Below are 19,659 nucleotides of genomic sequence, written 5' to 3' on the forward strand. Positions count from 1 at the left end.
TTTCACTTATCTCACGCCTGAGAGCGTACATTTAAATTAATATAGGATTATCAATATGAATCATATCTATAAAGTTATTTGGAATACGATCACACAAACATGGGTTGCTGTTTCCGAACTTAGCCGCGCAAAAGGCAAAACAAAATCAAGTAAAACATTAAGTGCGGTAGTTTTAGCTGCAACTTCTGGAATCCTTATTTCTGGTCAGGCTCAATCTGCTAATGAAGTAGGGAGCGCTAAAGATAATAGTTCTGTTGTATTTGGTATCCAAAGCCATGCTTCTCACGATGCAGTCGCCGTTGGCGGAGAATCAAATGCAAGAGCTTATGAAGATGTAGCAATTGGTTATAAGGCAACTTCAGGAGCTGAGTTAAAAATTGAAAACGGCAAAGAGGTCACTCATTCGTCAAATCAATCTAGCGTCGCAGTAGGTACACACGCCCAAGCCACTCATGTTGCAACAACTGCAATTGGTGCACATGCACAAGCAATCCACAATTTTGCAACTGCCGTAGGTGCTGGAGCAATTGCTAATCACGAAAACGCATCTGCATTTGGTGAAGGAGCTAAAGCACAGGGAACGTATTCAACAGCGTTAGGAAAAGGAGCGTTAGCAACAGAGGATTATGCCGTAGCATTAGGTAAAGAAGCATCCTCAACAAATACTTATTCAACATCTATAGGTACAAAAGCGAACGCTACAGGTCAATCTTCATTAGCTATAGGTGGAGCTGCAATAGACTCTCTACCAATCAAAACTAATAAGGAAGGTAAGCAGTATTCTGACTTAGAAGATGGTGTTGGCGCAAAAGCCACAGGGCAAGATTCTGCTGCAATTGGAGCCAGCGCCAACGCTACAGCAAAGGCAGCGCTTGCTGTAGGTAAAATGGCAAATGCGTCTGCTAACTCTACTATTGCTGTTGGCGATCAAGCCCAAGCTTCTGGGGAAAAAGCAACCTCTATTGGTGCTGGCGCTATTGCAAAAAATGAGGGTACTATTGCGATAGGTAATGGAGCTAAAGTGGGTGCAACAAATGGAAATGTTGCGGCAAATAATGGCATCGCTATTGGTACAGAATCCGAGTCAAAAAATGAACAAGCTATTGCCGTTGGTAAAAAAGCAATTGCAGCAGGTAATAACTCTATTGCTTTGGGGAATGCTACTACGACAACTGGAGGTGAGGGGGTTGCCATTGGTAATACAGCAAGTGCATCTCACCACTCTGTAGCCTTCGGCTCCCAAGCTAAAGCTACGGCAGAAGGCGGATACTCCTCTGCATTTGGTAATGAATCAGAAGCTAATAAAGCGGACTCGTCAGCCCTAGGTAATACGGCAAAAGCCTTAGCAAAAAATGCAACATCGGTGGGGGCACACAGTAAAGTAACAGAAACAGCTGAAAACGGTTCTGCATTAGGTCGAAGTGCAAATGTTAGTGCAACAAATGGTACCGCACTAGGAAGCTCATCAAAGGTGGAAGCTGAAAACGGCACTGCTGTAGGTACTAGCGCAACTGTAAGCACAGCAGGCGGCGTAGCATTAGGTCAAGGTTCAAAATCTACTCGAGCTGCATTAGATGGTAAAAACATCACAATTACCTCACAAGGCAACATCGTATCATCAAATCATATTACTGATAAGGATAACAGCCCGGTGAGTGATGTTTATGCCCCAGTTAAATTAATCAATGACTCATCAATCTTAGAAAGAGTAAAAAATACTATTAAAGGTACTGCTGGTGCAGTCTCCCTAGGTAACGACAGCACTACTCGCCAACTCACCAATCTGGCACCAGGTAGTGCAGATTCTGATGCTGTCAACGTGGCGCAGTTAAAGGCTGTTGTGGGTGGTATCGTAAAATATAATGTAACCTCTCCAGATAAATCTATCACTATCGACTCAAAAGATGAAACCACAGATGGAGTTCGTAAAACAACCTTCAATGTAACCATGAACACAACTGCAGTCAAAGATGCAGCTGCATGGAAAATCAAGGCAAATAAAGAGACTGATAATCAAGCCACTAGCGTAAAAGGCGGGGATATAGTTACATTTAAAACCAAGGATGGTGGCAATAGTGGCGACACAATCAAAATAACTCGCAATGGGAAAGAATTAACCTTTGAAGCAAATTTTGCAACTATCCGCACACCGGGCACAGGCATGGTTAATGTTGACGATACAGTTAAAGACAACTGGCTTGCCAAAGCAAAAAATGTTGCTGAAGCCATCAATGCAAGCGGTTGGATTTTACAAGCAAACGGCAATAAAGTTGGTTTAATAAACCCTGGAAATAAAGTAAATATTGCTACAGATGCTAATAGTGGTATTACCATCACCCCGACAAATGAAAATGCCGATGGCGTATCTACCATCAAATTAAAAGCTAACGTAACAGGTCTTACCGCAGGGAACAATGTCACTATTTCAAGCAAAGATGGCAACTATACCATTAACGCAATAGACACCAACACGCAAGCAAGTGTATCGCCAAAAAGTGGTAGCCCTATTACGGTAACAAAAACAACCACCACTCCAAATTCTCCTGATTATGCAGTTGGATTGAATATTGATGATAAAACACTTGAAATCAAAGGTGGAAAATTAGCAGCTAGAACCCAAGCTCAAGCAATCGAATCTGTTGAGAAAAAAGATGTAGAGGACAATATTGCTGAAGTTGATGTTAAATCTGGAAGCACTAAAGGTGCCGCAAATGCCGTCTACACAGTGGCTGTAACAAAAAGTGCGGTAAAAGATGCTGCCGCATGGAATATTAAAGAAGGATCAGAAACGACTTCTACAGCTGTAAAAGGTGGCGATACCCTTACCCTAAGCGATACAAACACAATTGATGTTGTACACAATGGCAAAGATTTCACATTTAATGCCAAAACTGCAACTATACAAACAGAACAAAAACAAGCTATTACTAAAATTGATGTATCAAATGCAGGCATAACTACTAAAACAACTGGAGGTAACAATACCCCAACGGGACGTTTTGTTGTACCAACAGGAAATGATGCTGATAAACATGCCTTAGCTACTGCTTATGATGTGGCAGATAAAGTCAATCAAACAGGTTGGAATTTATACTCTAATGGACTGTCTCCGACTTTAATCAATCCCGGTGATTACGTCAACTTTAAGTCAGGTAAGGCTACTAAAGCAAATATTGTGACCGAAGCAAGTGAAGGGGCAACGATTAGCTATGATGTAAACGTAGATAACACCACAATAAAAATTGACTCTGATGGTAATAAGCTTGCTGCAAATACTGGGGACGTAGATTCGGTAACAAGCACAGAAGGTAATAGCAAAAAAGGACAAGTTGTAATTCATAAAAACCCACTAGAGCCGTCAAAAACTGATTCAGGTAAACTTGCTACTGTTGATACTGTAGTAAAAGCGGTTAATAACGCTACTTGGTATGCGAAAGCGGGTAATGATAAGGATGCTGAGGTATCTGAAGAGGATACCAAAGCAGATGAAACCGCTAACCAATCAGCTGCAATGAAAGCGGGTGAAACCCTAGGCTTAAAAGCAGGTAAAAACCTACGCGTGAAACGTGAAGGCACAAACTTTACCTTTGCCTTAAACAAGACGGTTGATTTAACCAAAGATGGTTCATTAACAATTGGTGGCACCACGATAACTGATGGTGGTGTAACCATTGCAGCTAAAGAGGATGGCAAATCTCCTGTTACTTTAACTGCTAACGGCTTAAACAACGGCGGCAACACAATAACCAATGTTGCAGAAGGTGTAAATGATACCGATGCTGTGAACCTTAAACAGTTGAAAGCCAATATCTCAACCGAATCTGTAGATGCGGCAACGTTAACTGGTGATACTAACATCGCTACTATTACAGTTGCGGATAATAAATCTACAGGTGATAAGAATGCTAAATATTTAGTTGGCGTATCTAAAAACACCGTTAAAGAAGCTGCACGCGAAGCCATCGATGTTAAAGGTGAGAGCTTTATTTCTGTATCAAATGAAACTAAAAATGGCACTGAAATCCACACCGTTAAAGCAACAACAGGTGAGGTATCTGTAGATACTAATACTGGCGCCGCTAACACCACTGATGCAACAGGCTTAACCACTAATAAAGCTGTGGCGGATGCAATCAATGCAAGCGGTTGGAAAATCTCTGAAGGCAGCACCTCAAAAGGCATTGTCAACCCAGGCAATGAAGTAAGCTTTGAGGGCGGTGAAGGCACAACGGTAACCGTTTCAGATGCGACTAATGGCAAACGTACTGTCGCCATCGCTTCAACCGTGAAGCCAAATGAAAAAGGCGTCATTGAAGAAGTCACTACGACAACAACAGGTGACAATGCGAAGAAAAAAGGTCAAGTTCAAGCGAAATCCGGTGATGAGAATAAAGTCACCACTGTTAAAAATGTTGCCAACATGATTAATGCCGCTACTTGGTATGCGAAAGCGGGTAATGATAAGGATGCTGAGGTATCTGAAGAGGATACCAAAGCAGATGAAACCGCTAACCAATCAGCTGCAATGAAAGCGGGTGAAACCCTAGGCTTAAAAGCAGGTAAAAACCTACGCGTGAAACGTGAAGGCACAAACTTTACCTTTGCCTTAAACAAGACGGTTGATTTAACCAAAGATGGTTCATTAACAATTGGTGGCACCACGATAACTGATGGTGGTGTAACCATTGCAGCTAAAGAGGATGGCAAATCTCCTGTTACTTTAACTGCTAACGGCTTAAACAACGGCGGCAACACAATAACCAATGTTGCAGAAGGTGTAAATGATACCGATGCTGTGAACCTTAAACAGTTGAAAGCCAATATCTCAACCGAATCTGTAGATGCGGCAACGTTAACTGGTGATACTAACATCGCTACTATTACAGTTGCGGATAATAAATCTACAGGTGATAAGAATGCTAAATATTTAGTTGGCGTATCTAAAAACACCGTTAAAGAAGCTGCACGCGAAGCCATCGATGTTAAAGGTGAGAGCTTTATTTCTGTATCAAATGAAACTAAAAATGGCACTGAAATCCACACCGTTAAAGCAACAACAGGTGAGGTATCTGTAGATACTAATACTGGCGCCGCTAACACCACTGATGCAACAGGCTTAACCACTAATAAAGCTGTGGCGGATGCAATCAATGCAAGCGGTTGGAAAATCTCTGAAGGCAGCACCTCAAAAGGCATTGTCAACCCAGGCAATGAAGTAAGCTTTGAGGGCGGTGAAGGCACAACGGTAACCGTTTCAGATGCGACTAATGGCAAACGTACTGTCGCCATCGCTTCAACCGTGAAGCCAAATGAAAAAGGCGTCATTGAAGAAGTCACTACGACAACAACAGGTGACAATGCGAAGAAAAAAGGTCAAGTTCAAGCGAAATCCGGTGATGAGAATAAAGTCACCACTGTTGGAAATGTGGCTAGTATGATTAACTCAGCCAAATGGTTCGCTAAAGCAAGCAACACTACTGACGAAGTGACTGATGACAATAAGACTGATGATGCAGAGANTTCAACCGTGAAGCCAAATGAAAAAGGCGTCATTGAAGAAGTCACTACGACAACAACAGGTGACAATGCGAAGAAAAAAGGTCAAGTTCAAGCGAAATCCGGTGATGAGAATAAAGTCACCACTGTTGGAAATGTGGCTAGTATGATTAACTCAGCCAAATGGTTCGCTAAAGCAAGCAACACTACTGACGAAGTGACTGATGACAATAAGACTGATGATGCAGAGAATGCGGACGGTCACGCAATGTCAGCAGGCGATAAGCTAACCCTGAAAGCAGGCAAAAACTTACGTGTGAAACGTGATGGTGCAGACTTTACCTTTGCCTTAAACAACACCGTTGATTTAACCAATGCAGGCTCATTAACGATTGGTGGCACCACCGTAACTAATGACGGCGTGACCATTAAAGCTAAAGAGGCGGGCAAAACCAACGTTACCTTGACCGCTAACGGCTTAGATAACGGCGGCAACAAAATCGTGAATGTGGCAGCTGGTAAGGATGAAACTGATGCAGTAAACGTGGCTCAGTTGAAATCAACTGAACGCCATATTACACCGACCACATACACTTATAATGACACAGATAAATCAGTTACACTGACTTATACCGATGGCAATGGAAAAGTTGTAGCAAACACTGAAGCTAAAATTGATTTAAGCGGCTTAGCAAACAAAATCAAAGATTATAGCTTTAAAACAAATGCAACAGGTTCAAACCTAGTGGGAACAGTAATAGACACCACAGTTGCATCAGGCAAATCAGTCAACTTTGCTGCAAGCGATAACTTGACTTTAAAACAAGACGTGAAAGACGGTAACGTGACTTACACTTACGGCTTGAAAAACCAAGTTGTTGTGGGAGAAAAAGGCACTCCTGGGGCTGATGGCAAACCGGGTAAAGACGGCGTTGATGGATCTATTGGCGTAAACGGTAAAGACGGTTCTGCTGTTGCAATCAACGGTAAAGACGGCTCTATCGGCTTAAATGGTAAAGATGGTAAAAACGGCTTAACCATTAAAGGTCAAGATGGCAAAGTGGGCGTGGATGGCAAAGATGGTGAAACACGTCTAGTTTACGTTGAGAAAGCTGACCCAACTAAACCGGGAAGCTCTGATAAAACTCACGAATTAGCAACGCTTGATGATGGTCAAAAATATGCTGGCGATAATTATGTGGCAGCAAAAGACAATCAAGCGGAAAGTAACGTGATTGCTAAAAAAGCAAATGAGCGTTTGGATATTGTAGGCGGTGCAAAAGGCAACTTAACTGAAGGCAATATTGGCGTGAATGCAAAAGATGGCAAATTACACGTTCAATTAGCTGAAAAAGTGAACTTAGGCGATAAAGGCTCGGTGACCATTGGTGATACTGTGGTGAATAATAATGGTATTACAATTAATTCATCTGCAGACCCGAATGGTGTGACAAATAAAACTGTTTCCTTAACCAACCAAGGCTTAAACAACGGTGGTAACAAAATCGTTAATGTAGCTGAAGGTACTAAAGACACTGATGCTGTAAATGTGAAACAGTTGAAAGACTTCAAATCTGAGGTTGCTGAGGGCGGATTAACTTTCGCAGGTAATAGTGGTGATGCTCATAAAGCGAAGTTAAACTCAACTGTTAATATTAAAGGCGGTGAAGGTAATACTGATGCTGACCAATTTGACAATGGTAAAAATGTAATGACCAAAGTAAATGGCAATACTGTTACTGTTTCCATTAAGAAAACACCTGAAGTTGAAGGCATCAACATCATTGATACAACCGGTAAGGTAAAGGTTAAATTAACTCAAACAGATGAAGGTTTAAAAGTATCTGATGGCAACAATAATGCAACACGTATTACCAATGTAAAAGCTGGTGAAAAAGATACTGATGCAGTAAACGTCAAACAATTAAACGCTGCGAAAACTGAAGTTACCGCAGGGGATAATATTGATGTGAGATCAAGTACAGGTGCTAATGGTCAAACTATCTATAAAGTGAGTGCTAATGATACTTCTGCAGCAGTTGAAGCTGGTTCTGATCACGTTAAAGTGACAAAAGCTGCTAATACGCATAAAGATGGTTCAACAACTGTGACTGACTATACCGTTGATCTTTCAGATAAAACGAAAGGTGATATTGGTAAAGGCGTTAAGGCATACGATAAAGTAACAAACGAAGGTTTAACCTTTAATGCAGATAAAGGTTCGACCGGTGTGAAAAAACTAGGTAGCAAAGTATCTGTCAATGGTGATGGTAAAAACATTACCACGACTGCAGATGAAAACGGTGTGAAAGTATCGATGAAAGATGATATTAAAGTAAACTCTGTCACAGCAAAAGAAGTGAAAGTAGGTGACGTTAATATCAACGAAAACGGTATCAACGCTGGCGGTAAACGTATTACCAATGTTGCTCCAGGTAAAGATGGCACCGATGCTGTGAATGTAAACCAATTGAAATATGTTGCAGGTAATATCAGCAATCAAATCAATAATGTTGATAAAGGCTTACGTGCAGGTATTGCGGGTGCTTTAGCATCAGGTGGGTTATATCATGTTACGACAGCAGGTAAATCTATGGTGTCTGTCGGTGCAGGTACATATCGTGGACAAAATGCGTTGGCGGTGGGTTACTCTCGCTTATCAGATAATGGTAAAGTTGGGGTTAAATTCACAGTAAACAGCAATTCACAAGGCCATGCAGGTGCAAGTGCAAGTGTTGGCTACCAATGGTAATTAACTTGTAAGTAAAATAAAAACCCGGCGAAAGTCGGGTTTTTTATTAATTGAGATTATCGCCCTCAATAGAAGGAGATAGACGGATTTCTATGTTACAATTCAAGCCTTAAATTAAAGGGGGAGTTATGTGGGATATGTCGTTATTATGGGTGATGGGTTTTGTTTCTATTGTCTTGATTTTACTGCTGATTTTGTTTCAGCAGAAATATGCTTTACTTCATAAAACGCTTCATAAAACCACAGAAGACTATAATCAACTGGCATCAAAATTTGATGGGATAAATAGCCTTAAAAATCAATTAGAACAGCAAATTATTAAAGCTCAAACAGAAAGCCAAGGGTTACAAATTCGCTTGAATGAACGAGATGAAAAAATTCATTATCTTACTCAAGAATTAGATGAGGAGCAGGCTCGTCATTCCGCCATCGCGGAGCAAATTACCGCATTAAAAGAACGCTTCGGAATCGCTTCTGCGCAAGCTGAAAGTTTGAATGCCCAGTTGCAACATAGCCAAAGTCAGTTATCTCGTAAAGAACAGGAGCAACAACATTTAATCGAAAAATTGACCGCACTTTCCCAAGAGTTAACAGGATTAAAAACAACGTTAGCAGAGAAAGAAAAACATTTTTCAGCGCAACAACAGAACTTTGAACAATCTAAGCAGCAGTTGGGTGTGGAATTTCAAAATCTAGCCAATCGGATTTTAGATGAAAAAAGTCGCTCATTTAGTCAATCAAATCAAACTGCCTTGGAAACGTTGCTCAAGCCTTTCCGAGAGCAAATTGAAGGTTTCCAAAAACGTGTCAATGAAATTCACTCTGAATCCGTAAAGGGTAATGCAGGCTTGGAAGCTGAAATTAAAAAAGTATTAGAAATCGGTCTGAATATGTCGCAAGAGGCGAGTAATTTAACTTCTGCGTTGAAAGGCGAAAATAAAACGTTAGGCAACTGGGGTGAAGTGCAATTAGAACGAGCGTTGCAACTAGCTGGGCTTGAAGAAAATGTGCATTATCGTGCTCAAGCACATTTTAAAGATGAACAAGGCGGGCGTAATTACCCTGATTTTGTGTTGAATTTACCTGATGAAAAACACTTAATTATAGACAGCAAAATGTCATTGGTTGCTTACGAAAGTGCGGTGAATTCTGAGGACGATTTTGAACGTGAACGTTTACTAAAAGAACATATATCCGCATTGAAAAGTCATATTAATGATCTGCATAAAAAAGATTACAGCAATCTTATTGGCATGCGTAGCCCGAATTTTGTTCTTATGTTTATTGCGGTAGAACCTGCGTATATTGAGGCTTTAAAATCTGATCCTACTTTATTTAATTACGGTTATGAACGTAATGTCATTATGGTTTCTCACACTACGTTAATGCCGATTTTACGTACCGTAGCAAACCTCTGGCGAATCGAACGCGGTAATGCCGAGGCAAAAGAAATCGCTGAAAAAGCGGGTGAAATTTATAACCAAATTTGCTTGGTCGCAGAACGTTTAAGTAAGCTCGGCAATACGCTTTCCACTGTCAGCAATCAATACAACAGCACAGTAACCGCACTTGTTGGTCAACAAGGCTTGGTGGGCAAAGTAGAACGATTTAAAACTCTTTCCGCAAAAGCGAATAAAACGATGCCCGATGTGGAGTTATTGAATAATCAGATCGATTTGGCTAGGTTGGATAAGTTGAACTAAGATAATTTCAAATAATTTATTCTCCGATTAAATGTGAATTTGGTCGGAGAATTTTTTATTTTATCTAATCAAAAAATTTTGTGATTAATATCTCAAATTTGAAATTTCTCAGTTGTTTTTCTGTTTTTGTTCTTTATATTTATCTTATCGAAACGTTTCGATATAGCGGTCAGCAGTTTATGACTATGAAAAATATAGGAGTAAAGAATGCGTAAAAAAATTATTTTAGATTGTGATCCTGGACATGATGATGCGATAGCTATGTTACTCGCTTATGGCAATCCAGAGATTGAACTACTTGCAGTCACTACTGTAGTAGGTAATCAAACATTGGAGAAAGTATCACGAAATGCTTTGGCAATTGCTGAAATTGCTCAAATGAAAAATGTTCCTTTCGCTAAGGGTGCAGACAGACCTATTGTTAGGGAAATTGAGGTCGCACCTAGTATTCATGGTGAATCAGGGTTAGATGGTCCAAAATTACCTGAATCTAATCGAACTTTCAATGAAAAGCATGCTGTGGAATTAATCATTGATCTTATTATGTCTCACCCAGAGAAAACAATTACTCTTGTCCCAACAGGAGGGCTGACGAATATTGCTTTAGCGGCAAGATTAGAACCGAAAATTATTGAGAGAGTAAAAGAAGTTGTATTAATGGGAGGCGGGTATCATACTGGAAATTGGAGTGCCGTAGCTGAGTTTAATATAAAAATTGATCCCGAAGCAGCACATATAGTATTTAATGCTGGATGGAAAGTGACTATGGTTGGATTAGATTTAACACATCAAGCATTAGCCACCCCTGATGTTGTTGAGCGTATCGCAAAAATTGATACTAAGCCTGCCGAATTTGTTGTCGAATTACTTGAATTTTTTGGAAAAATGTATAAACAAGCTCAAGGCTTTAATTATCCTCCAGTTCATGATCCTTGTGCTGTGGCTTATGTTATTGATCCAACATTAATAGAAACAGTAAGTGTACCAGTTAATATTGAATTAACGGGAACGCACACATTAGGCATGACAGTTGCAGATTTCCGTTATCCACCTAAACCTTGCAATACGCAAGTTGCTACAAAGTTAGATAAAGAACGATTTTGGAATTTAATTATTGATGCAATCAAACGATTAAATTAGCAATAAAGTTTATCTTTCCTTTTACTTTCAATGAGGTCAAATTATGGACGCATTTATTAGTATTTTAGGGATTTTTGTATTATTAGGCATAGCCTATCTCCTTTCCAATAATAGAAAAGCTATTCGTGTAAGAACGGTATTTGGTGCATTAGCAATTCAAATCGCTATTGGTGCATTTATTTTGTATGTACCTATTGGCAGAGACTCACTCTTGGGTATGTCTAATGCAGTAAGTAAAGTTATTGCTTACGCAAATGAGGGTATTTCATTTGTTTTTGGTGGATTGGCATCAGGTGAAAGTGTTGGTTTCATTTTTGCTATTAAGGTGCTTCCTGTCATAGTTTTTTTCTCTGCATTGATTTCCTTGCTTTATTATATAGGTGTAATGCAATGGGTCATCAAATTAATTGGAGGTGGATTGCAAAAAGTCTTGGGAACATCAAAAGCAGAGTCTATGTCTGCTGCAGCTAATATTTTTGTTGGACAAACAGAAGCGCCATTGGTTGTAAAACCCTATATTAGCAAAATGACGGAATCAGAGCTTTTTGCTATTATGTGTGGAGGACTAGCATCCATTTCAGGTTCTGTTTTAGCTGGATACGCTGGATTAGGTGTACCTTTAACCTACCTAATAGCAGCCTCTTTTATGGCTGCACCAGCGGGTTTATTATTCGCAAAAATATTATATCCACAAACTGAAAAATTTAACGACGAAATCGAAAATGTTGAATTAGATAAACCATCTAATGCGCTTGAAGCCATTGCTTCTGGTGCTGGTGCGGGAATGACTATGGCATTAAGTATTGGGGCTATGTTAGTTGCATTTATCGCTCTAATTGCACTTATTAACGGTATGTTAGGAGGCATTGGAGAATGGTTTAATCAACCAGAACTCTCTTTAGGTATAATTTTAGGTTGGATTTTTAAACCATTGGCATGGGTTATGGGAGTACCTTGGAGTGATGCTGAAGTAGCTGGTCATATGATAGGTATCAAATTAACCGTAAACGAATTTGTTGGTTATTCTGAATTTTCAACTTACCTAGGTATCAATCCACCAGTAGAACTTTCTGATAAAACAAAGGCTATCATTACTTTTGCTCTTTGTGGCTTTGCTAATTTTGGTTCTATAGCTGTATTAATTGGTGGGGTTGGTGGTATGGCTCCAAATCGTCGTGGAGATATTGCTCGGTTAGGAATTAAGGCTGTTATTGCTGGCTCTTTAGCTAATTTATTAAGCGCAACTATTGCAGGTTTTTTTATTGGCTTAAGTGGTGTCGCTTTAGCTTAAGTTTCAAAAGTGCGGTAAAAATAGCCGCACTTTAGGTTTATAATTGCTTGATATATGCCTACTTTTATAGTGGAGAATAATTATGAAAGGGAAGACTCTCACAATTCTCGGTAGTATCAATGCTGATCATGTTATTTCAGTGCCTTACTTTGCTAAACCCGGTGAAACACTAACAGGTCAAAATTATCAAATTTCCTATGGTGGCAAGGGGGCGAATCAAGCGGTGGCAGCTGCTCGCTTAGGGGCAAAGGTAGCGTTCATTAGTTGCATTGGATCAGATAGCATTGGCGAAACAATGAAAAATGTGTTTGTTAAGGAAGGGATTGATACAACCTATATTAATACCGTTCCACAGGAAATGACGGGAATGGCATTTATTCAAGTTGCCAAGTCTAGTGAGAACTGTATTGTACTGGCTAGCGGTGCAAATGCACATTTGGGGGAGATGGTTGTTCGTCAAAGTGAGGCGCAAATTGCACAATCGGATTGCTTATTAATGCAATTAGAAACCCCACTTTATGGTGTGGAGCTGGCTGCTCAAATCGCTAAGAAAAATGGTGTTCAGGTTGTGCTAAATCCTGCTCCAGCGCAGATTTTATCGGACGAATTATTGAGTTTGATTGATATTATTACACCAAATGAAACAGAAGCTGAAATCCTGACTGGGGTAGCAGTAACCGACGAGCAAAGTGCGGTGAAAGCTGCGAGTGTTTTTCACGATAAAGGCATTGAAACTGTGATGATTACCCTTGGTGCGAAAGGCGTGTTTGTCAGTCGAAAAGGTAAAAGCCGCATCATTAAGGGCTTTTGTGTGCAAGCAATAGATACTACCGCAGCTGGTGATACATTTAATGGCGGTTTTGTTACGGCTTTATTGGAAGAAAAATCCTTTGATGAAGCCATTCGTTTTGGGCAAGCTGCCGCTGCGATTAGTGTGACAAAAAAAGGGGCCCAATCCTCTATTCCAACGCGTCAGGAAACTTTAGATTTTCTTGAACACGCTTAAAGTGCAGTGAATTTTTGAGGTGTTTTTATGGCGACAATGAAAGATATTGCACGACTGGCGCAAGTTTCGACTTCCACAGTTTCGCATGTCATTAATGGATCGCGTTTTGTTAGCGATGAGATTCGTGAGAAAGTGATGCGTATTGTCGCTGAACTGAATTACACCCCCTCAGCTGTTGCACGAAGCCTTAAGGTGCGCGAAACCAAAACTATCGGGCTACTTGTCACCGCAACAAATAATCCATTCTTTGCGGAAGTGATGGCTGGCGTGGAGCAATATTGTCAGCAGCATCAATATAATCTTATTATTGCTACCACGGGTGGTGATGGCAAGCGTTTACAGCAAAATCTACAAACCTTAATACATAAACAAGTAGATGGTGTATTACTGATGTGTGGCGATAGTCGTTTTCAAGCGGATATGGAGCTTGAAGTATCTTTGCCTTTAGTTGTGATGGATTGGTGGTTTACTGAGTTAAATGCAGACAAAATTCTAGAGAACTCAGAATATGGCGGTTATCTTGCAACGAAATCTATGGTTGATGCTGGACACCAGAAAATTGGCATTATTACGGGTAATCTCAGAAAGTCAGTAGCTAAAAATCGTTTGCAGGGATATAAGAAAGCTTTGTCTGAAGCTAATATAGTTTTAAATCCTGATTGGATTGTAGAAAGTCATTTTGATTTTAAAGGAGGGATCGTTGGGGCGCAAAAACTGCTTTCGTTATCTGATAGACCGACCGCTATTTTTTGTTGTAGCGATACTATTGCCATTGGTGCCTATCAGGCAATTCAGAATCAAGGTTTACGTATTCCGCAAGATATTTCTATCATGGGATACGATGATATTGAATTAGCTCGTTATCTTTTTCCTTCTTTATCTACAATCAGTCAACCTAAAGCTGAATTAGGTAAGCTTGCTGTTGAGACTTTATTGCAACGTATACAAGAACCCAATGAAAATTACCGCACTTTAGTGTTAGAGCCGGCCTGTATTTTGAGAGAATCAGTTTCCTCCCCTTCAAATGTATAAATAAAATAACAATAACTCGATTTCTTTATTGCTATTTTCAAAAAAACTGCTATCTTCCTGCAGTTTTTTTATTTATTTAACCAACTATTTAATTTAGGAATAAAATCAGATGGAAGAAAATAAACCTGTTGATCTTTATGCGAAATATAACGAACAATCGAATATTATCGCGAAAATAATTTTTGGTAGTCGCTGGTTGCAAGTACCGATTTATTTGGGTTTGATTGTCACCCTTGCGATCTACTCTTATAAGTTCATTAAAGGCTTGTGGGCATTGGTGATTAATGTCAATGAGATGGATTCCAACACGATTATGTTGGGTGTGTTGAATTTGATTGATGTCGTGATGATAGCAAACTTGCTTGTGATGGTGACTATCGGTGGCTATGAAATTTTTGTATCCAAACTGCGTACGCGTAATCACCCCGATCAGCCTGAATGGATGAGCCATGTAAATGCGACGGTATTGAAGGTTAAACTTTCTATGTCTATTATCGGTATTTCATCTATCCATATGTTGCAAACCTTTGTGAACGCAAGTAATACACCAGAAAAAACGATGATGTGGCAATTATTGTTACATTTGGGCTTTTTGGTGTCGGCAATTGCTTTGGCTTATACGGATAAAATTTTGTATAGCACAAGCCATAAAACGCATTAAAAAATTTATCATGTGATAACATTATTCAAAATTCATCTGTTTAATTATAAAAATCTGCACCTGAATGGTTATTTAGTCCAACATTTAGGTGCAGATCAATCTGTAAACGGTTATTGGTATTCTGAACTTAAAAATCTTTTTCCACAGAAATAAACCATTCCCCACTTTTTCTTGAATAAAATTCTGGAATATTGCTATCAATTTTACGATAACGATAATTCAACTTCGGCACAAAACCTAACCATTGCAAACGGTTATTCCCAATCGACACATTCAAGCTATATTCTTTATCTTGGCGTTTTTTGGTTGGAAAATAAAAATTCTCCGCACGAAAATCTCGCTTCACATAACGTAAGCTAATATGGCTGACAAACTCTTTAAGTTTCCACACCGAACCGATATTTACCCCACGGCGAAGCGAAGATTCCGCTTTATCTTTGCTACGATCAACACTGCCTTCCACACCACTAAAAAGCAACCAATTCGGCTTGGCTTGATAACTTAACGTAAGTGAAACACCGTTCAGATAACCATTATGACGACGAGCGACAGAAGCATCGGCATAGCGTTTTTGTGTATGCGAAAACGATCCTGAAATTGCCCAGTAAGCGGTCAATTCTCGACGAAAATCTGCAACTGCCCCGTAATTTTTGCTATAACGTGGTGAACCGAGCCAGTTCTGTTCAAAAAATGGGGAAAACCCGACCGCTTGCAATGCCGAACGGTAACGATAGCCAAGCGAAGCATAAAGTGATTTTTCGCTGTAATCTTGGTTATCCCAATAATGCACGCCACTAAAGCGACCATTTGCTGTAACAAAATGATTACCGGATATGTTCAATTCTCGGTTTACGCCCACACCGTAGCGGAAGCCGTGTGCCTTTTGTGGTAAAGATTCCTCATCTTTTTTAAATCTCAATCCTCTCAATATAATATCTTGCTGAGAAGATGCGTTATTTACGTTATCGGTTTGGGTATATTGTAGCTCCATATCAGGCTGCCAGCTTTGCCGCTCCGCCATTGCCTGCATATAACGTTCGGTAAGCTGCTGCATTTGTGGTGAAAGTTCGGGTTTAGCATGTTCCAACTCTGCTTTCGCTTGGCGATATTGCTTGTTTTCAAACAACATCACACCCAAATCAAAACGCGGATAAGCCAACTCTGGCTTCTCGTCTAAAATCTGCTGATAAAGTGAAATTGCCTGTGCGTATTCTTTTTCTGCCCACAACATCGCTCCCATTGCGTAACGATAAAGCGTTTCATCATAATTCGCCTGCTGTTGATACAACGGCAGAATCTGCTTCAATAAATGCCATTGTTGCTTTACTACACCATAGTTAATCAACTTCTCGAGCTTGGTTTTGGTGCTGTCTGCATTAGAAAGAGCAAATGAAGATGTGGGTACACTCTCTGCTTTAGACTGTGTTTTTATTTGCGGCTCTGCCTGTTTTGGCAAAACGTTGTTCTCAAAGAATACAGGTTGAGGAGCGTGAAAGGTTTCCGCTTGTGTTGCAAGCGGTAGAATAATAATGAAATTTGCGAGTTTTTTCATAGTAAATTTATTCGTAAGTAAACATTGTTTTACAATGCAAGACATTCTATCTATAATAATTTGTACCGCATTGTTAGACCAAGGAGATAATTATGGCAATAACACAAAATGCATCTTTTAGCTTTCGTTTATCAGAAAATTTAAAACAAGAGGCATTTAATGTAATTGAACATTACGGTTTTACCCCTTCACAGGTGTTTAATTTATTCTTAACAGAAATTGCGAATACAAAAACGATTCCAGTAAATCTTTCTTATTTGAAACCAAATGCTGAAACATTACGTGCTATGCAAGAAGCTGAAAATGGTGATGTTGATATCATTAGTGAAGCAAATTTCGAAGCCAATATTATGGAAAATCTATTAAAATCAGTGAAATAATGGATATGGGATCAGTTAAAACATTAAAAGTAACTGCAACTAAAACATTTCAACGAGATATTAAAAAGCTCACAGCTAAGCAACAATTCTCAGTAGAAATGACCGAGGTTTTGTATCTTTTACAAAGAAATCGACCGCTTCCAAAAAAATACTTAGATCACTCACTACAAGGTGAAATGCAAGGTTATCGTGACTGCCATATTTTTAACGATCTTGTGCTGATTTACCAAATTATTGATGACGAAGAACTAAAGCTCATTCGTATCGGTTCACATTCGGAAATTTCCTAATAGTTAAATGCCGTTTAAATCCACTTTAAACGGCATTTTCTTGTAGGGGTAAATCGCATTTGCTCTAAAACATCGCTGGAATATCAGGGCGAATGTAATTCGCCCCTACAGAAAGGTTATTTTTGAATTTCACCGCGGGTGCCGCCAAAGCCAAACACATCTTTTCCATCAAAGGAAACCTTACCACCAATTTCTTCTGCATTTTTGCCGAAGAAATCTAATGAGTAAGAGCCTGATTTATAGCTTTGTGTTGCAGTAGATGAAATACCTGCTCCAGAAATAGAGCCTTGTGCTAGTGCAATATCATTTCCTAAGCCTGTAATACTGCCTGAACCTGTTCTATCTGCGAAGTTTACCTCGTAAGATAAGTTCCCTTCTTTTGGTGAATCTACAAAGTCGTATTTATCACGAGTGCTACCAAACCATTCTTCAGTGCCTACTTTTTTATACTCTTGTGCTAAAGTGCCATTAAAGGCTTTACCAGTATATGTTGCAGTACCTTCAGTTGGAATTGCGGAAATTTCTGTTTTTAATCCTTTTACATTAATATCAGTAACTCGGTTATCTGAGAAGATATAGCCAGTGTTATTATTGTAAGATACTTGTCCATTATAATCGCCAATAACGACAGAATATTTTTGGTTATAAACCATATTACGAGAAATATTCTCGTTTGTTAGTCTATTGCTAATGCTTTTAGAACCACTGCCATCTCTATGTGTAATACTTCCTTCAGGATATGAATGAGAAGAAATACCTTTTAGTTGATCAATTTCTCGCTGTAATTTTTCTGCTTTATCTTGTTCAACAGCATTATTTAAAGCCGATTGCCACTCTGATTTATCAGTATTTAAATTCGATCCTGCAAATTTTTGAGCTTTATCATCATCTAAACCGGCCTGTTTAGCTAAAGCGGTCAATTCTTCTGTTAATTTAGCAATTCTTGCTTCTTCGGCTTTACGAGCTTCTTCAGCTTTACGAGCTTCTTCGGCTTTACGAGCTTCTTCAGCTTTACGAGCTTCTTCGGCTTTACGAGCTTCTTCGGCTTTACGAGCTTCTTCAGCTTTACGAGCTTCTTCGGCTTTACGAGCTTCTTCAGCTTTACGAGCTTCTTCAGCTTTACGAGTTTCTTCGGCTTTACGAGCTTCTTCGGCTTTACGAGCTTCTTCAGCTTTACGAGCTTCTTCGGCTTTACGAGCTTCTTCAGCTTTACGAGCTTCTTCAGCTTTACGAGCTTCTTCGGCTTTACGAGCTTCTTCGGCTTTACGAGCTTCTTCAGCTTTACGAGCTTCTTCAGCTTTACGAGTTTCTTCGGCTTTACGAGCTTCTTCAGCTTTACGAGCTTCTTCAGCTTTACGAGCTTCTTCAGCTTTACGAGCTTCTTCAGCTTTACGAGCTTCTTCAGCTTTACGAGCTTCTTCAGCTTTGCGAGCTTCTTCAGCTTTACGAGCTTCTTCAGCTTTGCGAGTTTCTTCAGCTTTCTTAGCATCATTTACTTGCTGACGACTTTGTTCATTTTGAGCGGTTGGTTGATTGGTGTTTAGTGTGCTTGAATTGCCACCACTACTTCCACAGCCTGTTAATACAGCTAAAAGTGCTGTTGCAATAGTTACATTTTTTAATTTCATAGAGCCTCAATAAATAAAAGTAGGAGAAAAAATCCAAAACCATTATAATTTGGCAAAAATTATGTACAATAAACCAACAGTTACAGTTAGTTACCTAATTAAGATAACAGTTTACCTTGAGAGGGCAATGTATGAAAATTAATGAGAAAATCCGTCAGTTACGCGAACAACACCAGTTATCGCAAGAAAATATGGCGGATAAATTAGGGATGTCAGTAACGGGATATGGGAAAATTGAACGAGGTGAAGTGCGTTCAAATCTATCTCGTTTAGAACAGATCTCTGAAGTATTTAATATGGATATTTGTGAGTTGCTCTCTATGGGGGGAGCTGAAAAAGTGTATTTTAATAATACAGTAACTGAATCAAGCAACTCAAATAATTTTTTGTTTGCAATTGGAAATGAAAATTTAGAAAAAACTATTCAACAATTACAATTAATATTAAGCCATAAAGATGAATTATTGGTTCAAAAAGATAAAATTATAAATGGGTTAGAAAGAGAAATTGCGTTATTAAGAAAATTAAAAGAAAATCAATGATTTAGTTTTTTATAAAGATAAGTAGCAGCTTATGGTGTAATTTTATTTGTTCTTCGTTTTAATAGCTAATATAAAGTTTGATGATTTCGTTTATTTATTCAAATTCCTTGCCATAAAAATATTCTTCTTTTCAGTCCAAGATTATAAAAAATCTGTACCTCAATTAGTTATTTAGCCTAACTTTTG

The 19,659-nt window shown here is 39.2% G+C and carries 12 protein-coding genes; 10 read left to right on the forward strand and 2 right to left on the reverse strand.

Annotation, left to right across the window (positions count from 1 at the left end; genetic code table 11):
* The first annotated feature begins 55 nt into the window (after positions 1-55).
* The 7 genes from LIX50_RS07755 to LIX50_RS07785 all read left to right on the forward strand — a co-directional run bounded on the left by LIX50_RS07755 (position 56) and on the right by LIX50_RS07785 (position 15,081).
* The gene (locus LIX50_RS07755) at positions 56-8,248 is read left to right on the forward strand and encodes an ESPR-type extended signal peptide-containing protein (RefSeq protein ID WP_226385930.1); all 8,193 of its coding nucleotides are present in this window, start codon (positions 56-58) and stop codon (positions 8,246-8,248) included.
* A gap of 128 nt (positions 8,249-8,376) precedes the next feature.
* The gene (gene rmuC, locus LIX50_RS07760) at positions 8,377-9,951 is read left to right on the forward strand and encodes a DNA recombination protein RmuC (protein WP_048953167.1); all 1,575 of its coding nucleotides are present in this window, start codon (positions 8,377-8,379) and stop codon (positions 9,949-9,951) included.
* A gap of 207 nt (positions 9,952-10,158) precedes the next feature.
* Complete coding sequence (locus LIX50_RS07765; RefSeq protein WP_048953168.1) at positions 10,159-11,091, forward strand: nucleoside hydrolase; 933 nt, start codon at positions 10,159-10,161, stop codon at positions 11,089-11,091.
* A 43-nt stretch (positions 11,092-11,134) separates the two neighbouring features.
* Positions 11,135-12,382: a NupC/NupG family nucleoside CNT transporter gene (locus LIX50_RS07770; protein WP_048953169.1), complete on the forward strand. Its 1,248-nt coding sequence runs from the start codon at positions 11,135-11,137 to the stop codon at positions 12,380-12,382.
* 82 nt (positions 12,383-12,464) lie between these two features.
* Positions 12,465-13,388 carry a ribokinase gene (rbsK, locus tag LIX50_RS07775; protein WP_048953170.1) on the forward strand — a complete coding sequence of 308 codons (924 nt, stop codon included), beginning with the start codon at positions 12,465-12,467 and terminating at the stop codon, positions 13,386-13,388.
* Positions 13,389-13,415: 27 nt separating this feature from the next.
* Positions 13,416-14,420: a substrate-binding domain-containing protein gene (locus LIX50_RS07780; protein ID WP_048953171.1), complete on the forward strand. Its 1,005-nt coding sequence runs from the start codon at positions 13,416-13,418 to the stop codon at positions 14,418-14,420.
* A gap of 109 nt (positions 14,421-14,529) precedes the next feature.
* On the forward strand, positions 14,530-15,081 hold the full coding sequence (locus LIX50_RS07785; protein WP_048953172.1) for a TIGR00645 family protein: 552 nt from the start codon (positions 14,530-14,532) through the stop codon (positions 15,079-15,081).
* A gap of 127 nt (positions 15,082-15,208) precedes the next feature.
* Here the strand turns inward: LIX50_RS07785 and LIX50_RS07790 are convergent, their stop codons facing one another.
* Positions 15,209-16,633 carry a surface lipoprotein assembly modifier gene (locus tag LIX50_RS07790; RefSeq protein WP_048953173.1) on the reverse strand — a complete coding sequence of 475 codons (1,425 nt, stop codon included), beginning with the start codon at positions 16,631-16,633 and terminating at the stop codon, positions 15,209-15,211.
* A 92-nt stretch (positions 16,634-16,725) separates the two neighbouring features.
* Here LIX50_RS07790 and LIX50_RS07795 point away from each other — a divergent pair, with 92 nt between their 5' ends.
* Positions 16,726-17,013, forward strand: coding sequence for a type II toxin-antitoxin system RelB/DinJ family antitoxin (locus LIX50_RS07795; protein WP_048953174.1), 288 nt, complete (start codon positions 16,726-16,728; stop codon positions 17,011-17,013).
* Positions 17,013-17,303 carry a type II toxin-antitoxin system YafQ family toxin gene (locus tag LIX50_RS07800; RefSeq protein WP_048953175.1) on the forward strand — a complete coding sequence of 97 codons (291 nt, stop codon included), beginning with the start codon at positions 17,013-17,015 and terminating at the stop codon, positions 17,301-17,303. The genes LIX50_RS07795 and LIX50_RS07800 overlap by 1 nt, the downstream gene beginning before the upstream one ends.
* Positions 17,304-17,419: 116 nt before the next feature.
* Here the strand turns inward: LIX50_RS07800 and LIX50_RS07805 are convergent, their stop codons facing one another.
* Complete coding sequence (locus tag LIX50_RS07805; protein ID WP_215770813.1) at positions 17,420-18,931, reverse strand: transferrin-binding protein-like solute binding protein; 1,512 nt, start codon at positions 18,929-18,931, stop codon at positions 17,420-17,422.
* Positions 18,932-19,062: 131 nt separating this feature from the next.
* Between LIX50_RS07805 and LIX50_RS07810 the strand changes: the two genes are divergently transcribed.
* Entirely contained in the window at positions 19,063-19,473 is a 411-nt protein-coding gene (locus tag LIX50_RS07810; protein ID WP_048952540.1) for a helix-turn-helix domain-containing protein, read from the forward strand.
* Positions 19,474-19,659 lie beyond the last annotated feature (186 nt).

The sequence above is a fragment of the Haemophilus sp. Marseille-P9675 genome (genome assembly GCF_916862695.1).
Lineage (GTDB): Bacteria > Pseudomonadota > Gammaproteobacteria > Enterobacterales > Pasteurellaceae > Haemophilus > Haemophilus haemolyticus_K.

Coding starts and splice junctions, on each gene's coding strand:
- LIX50_RS07765 (WP_048953168.1), top strand. CDS start 10,159: ATGCGTAAAAAAATTATTTTAGATTGTGATCCTGGACATGATGATGCG.
- LIX50_RS07805 (WP_215770813.1), bottom strand. CDS start 18,931: ATGAAATTAAAAAATGTAACTATTGCAACAGCACTTTTAGCTGTATTA.
- LIX50_RS07795 (WP_048953174.1), top strand. CDS start 16,726: ATGGCAATAACACAAAATGCATCTTTTAGCTTTCGTTTATCAGAAAAT.
- LIX50_RS07785 (WP_048953172.1), top strand. CDS start 14,530: ATGGAAGAAAATAAACCTGTTGATCTTTATGCGAAATATAACGAACAA.
- LIX50_RS07810 (WP_048952540.1), top strand. CDS start 19,063: ATGAAAATTAATGAGAAAATCCGTCAGTTACGCGAACAACACCAGTTA.
- LIX50_RS07770 (WP_048953169.1), top strand. CDS start 11,135: ATGGACGCATTTATTAGTATTTTAGGGATTTTTGTATTATTAGGCATA.
- rbsK (WP_048953170.1), top strand. CDS start 12,465: ATGAAAGGGAAGACTCTCACAATTCTCGGTAGTATCAATGCTGATCAT.
- LIX50_RS07790 (WP_048953173.1), bottom strand. CDS start 16,633: ATGAAAAAACTCGCAAATTTCATTATTATTCTACCGCTTGCAACACAA.
- LIX50_RS07780 (WP_048953171.1), top strand. CDS start 13,416: ATGGCGACAATGAAAGATATTGCACGACTGGCGCAAGTTTCGACTTCC.
- rmuC (WP_048953167.1), top strand. CDS start 8,377: ATGTGGGATATGTCGTTATTATGGGTGATGGGTTTTGTTTCTATTGTC.
- LIX50_RS07800 (WP_048953175.1), top strand. CDS start 17,013: ATGGATATGGGATCAGTTAAAACATTAAAAGTAACTGCAACTAAAACA.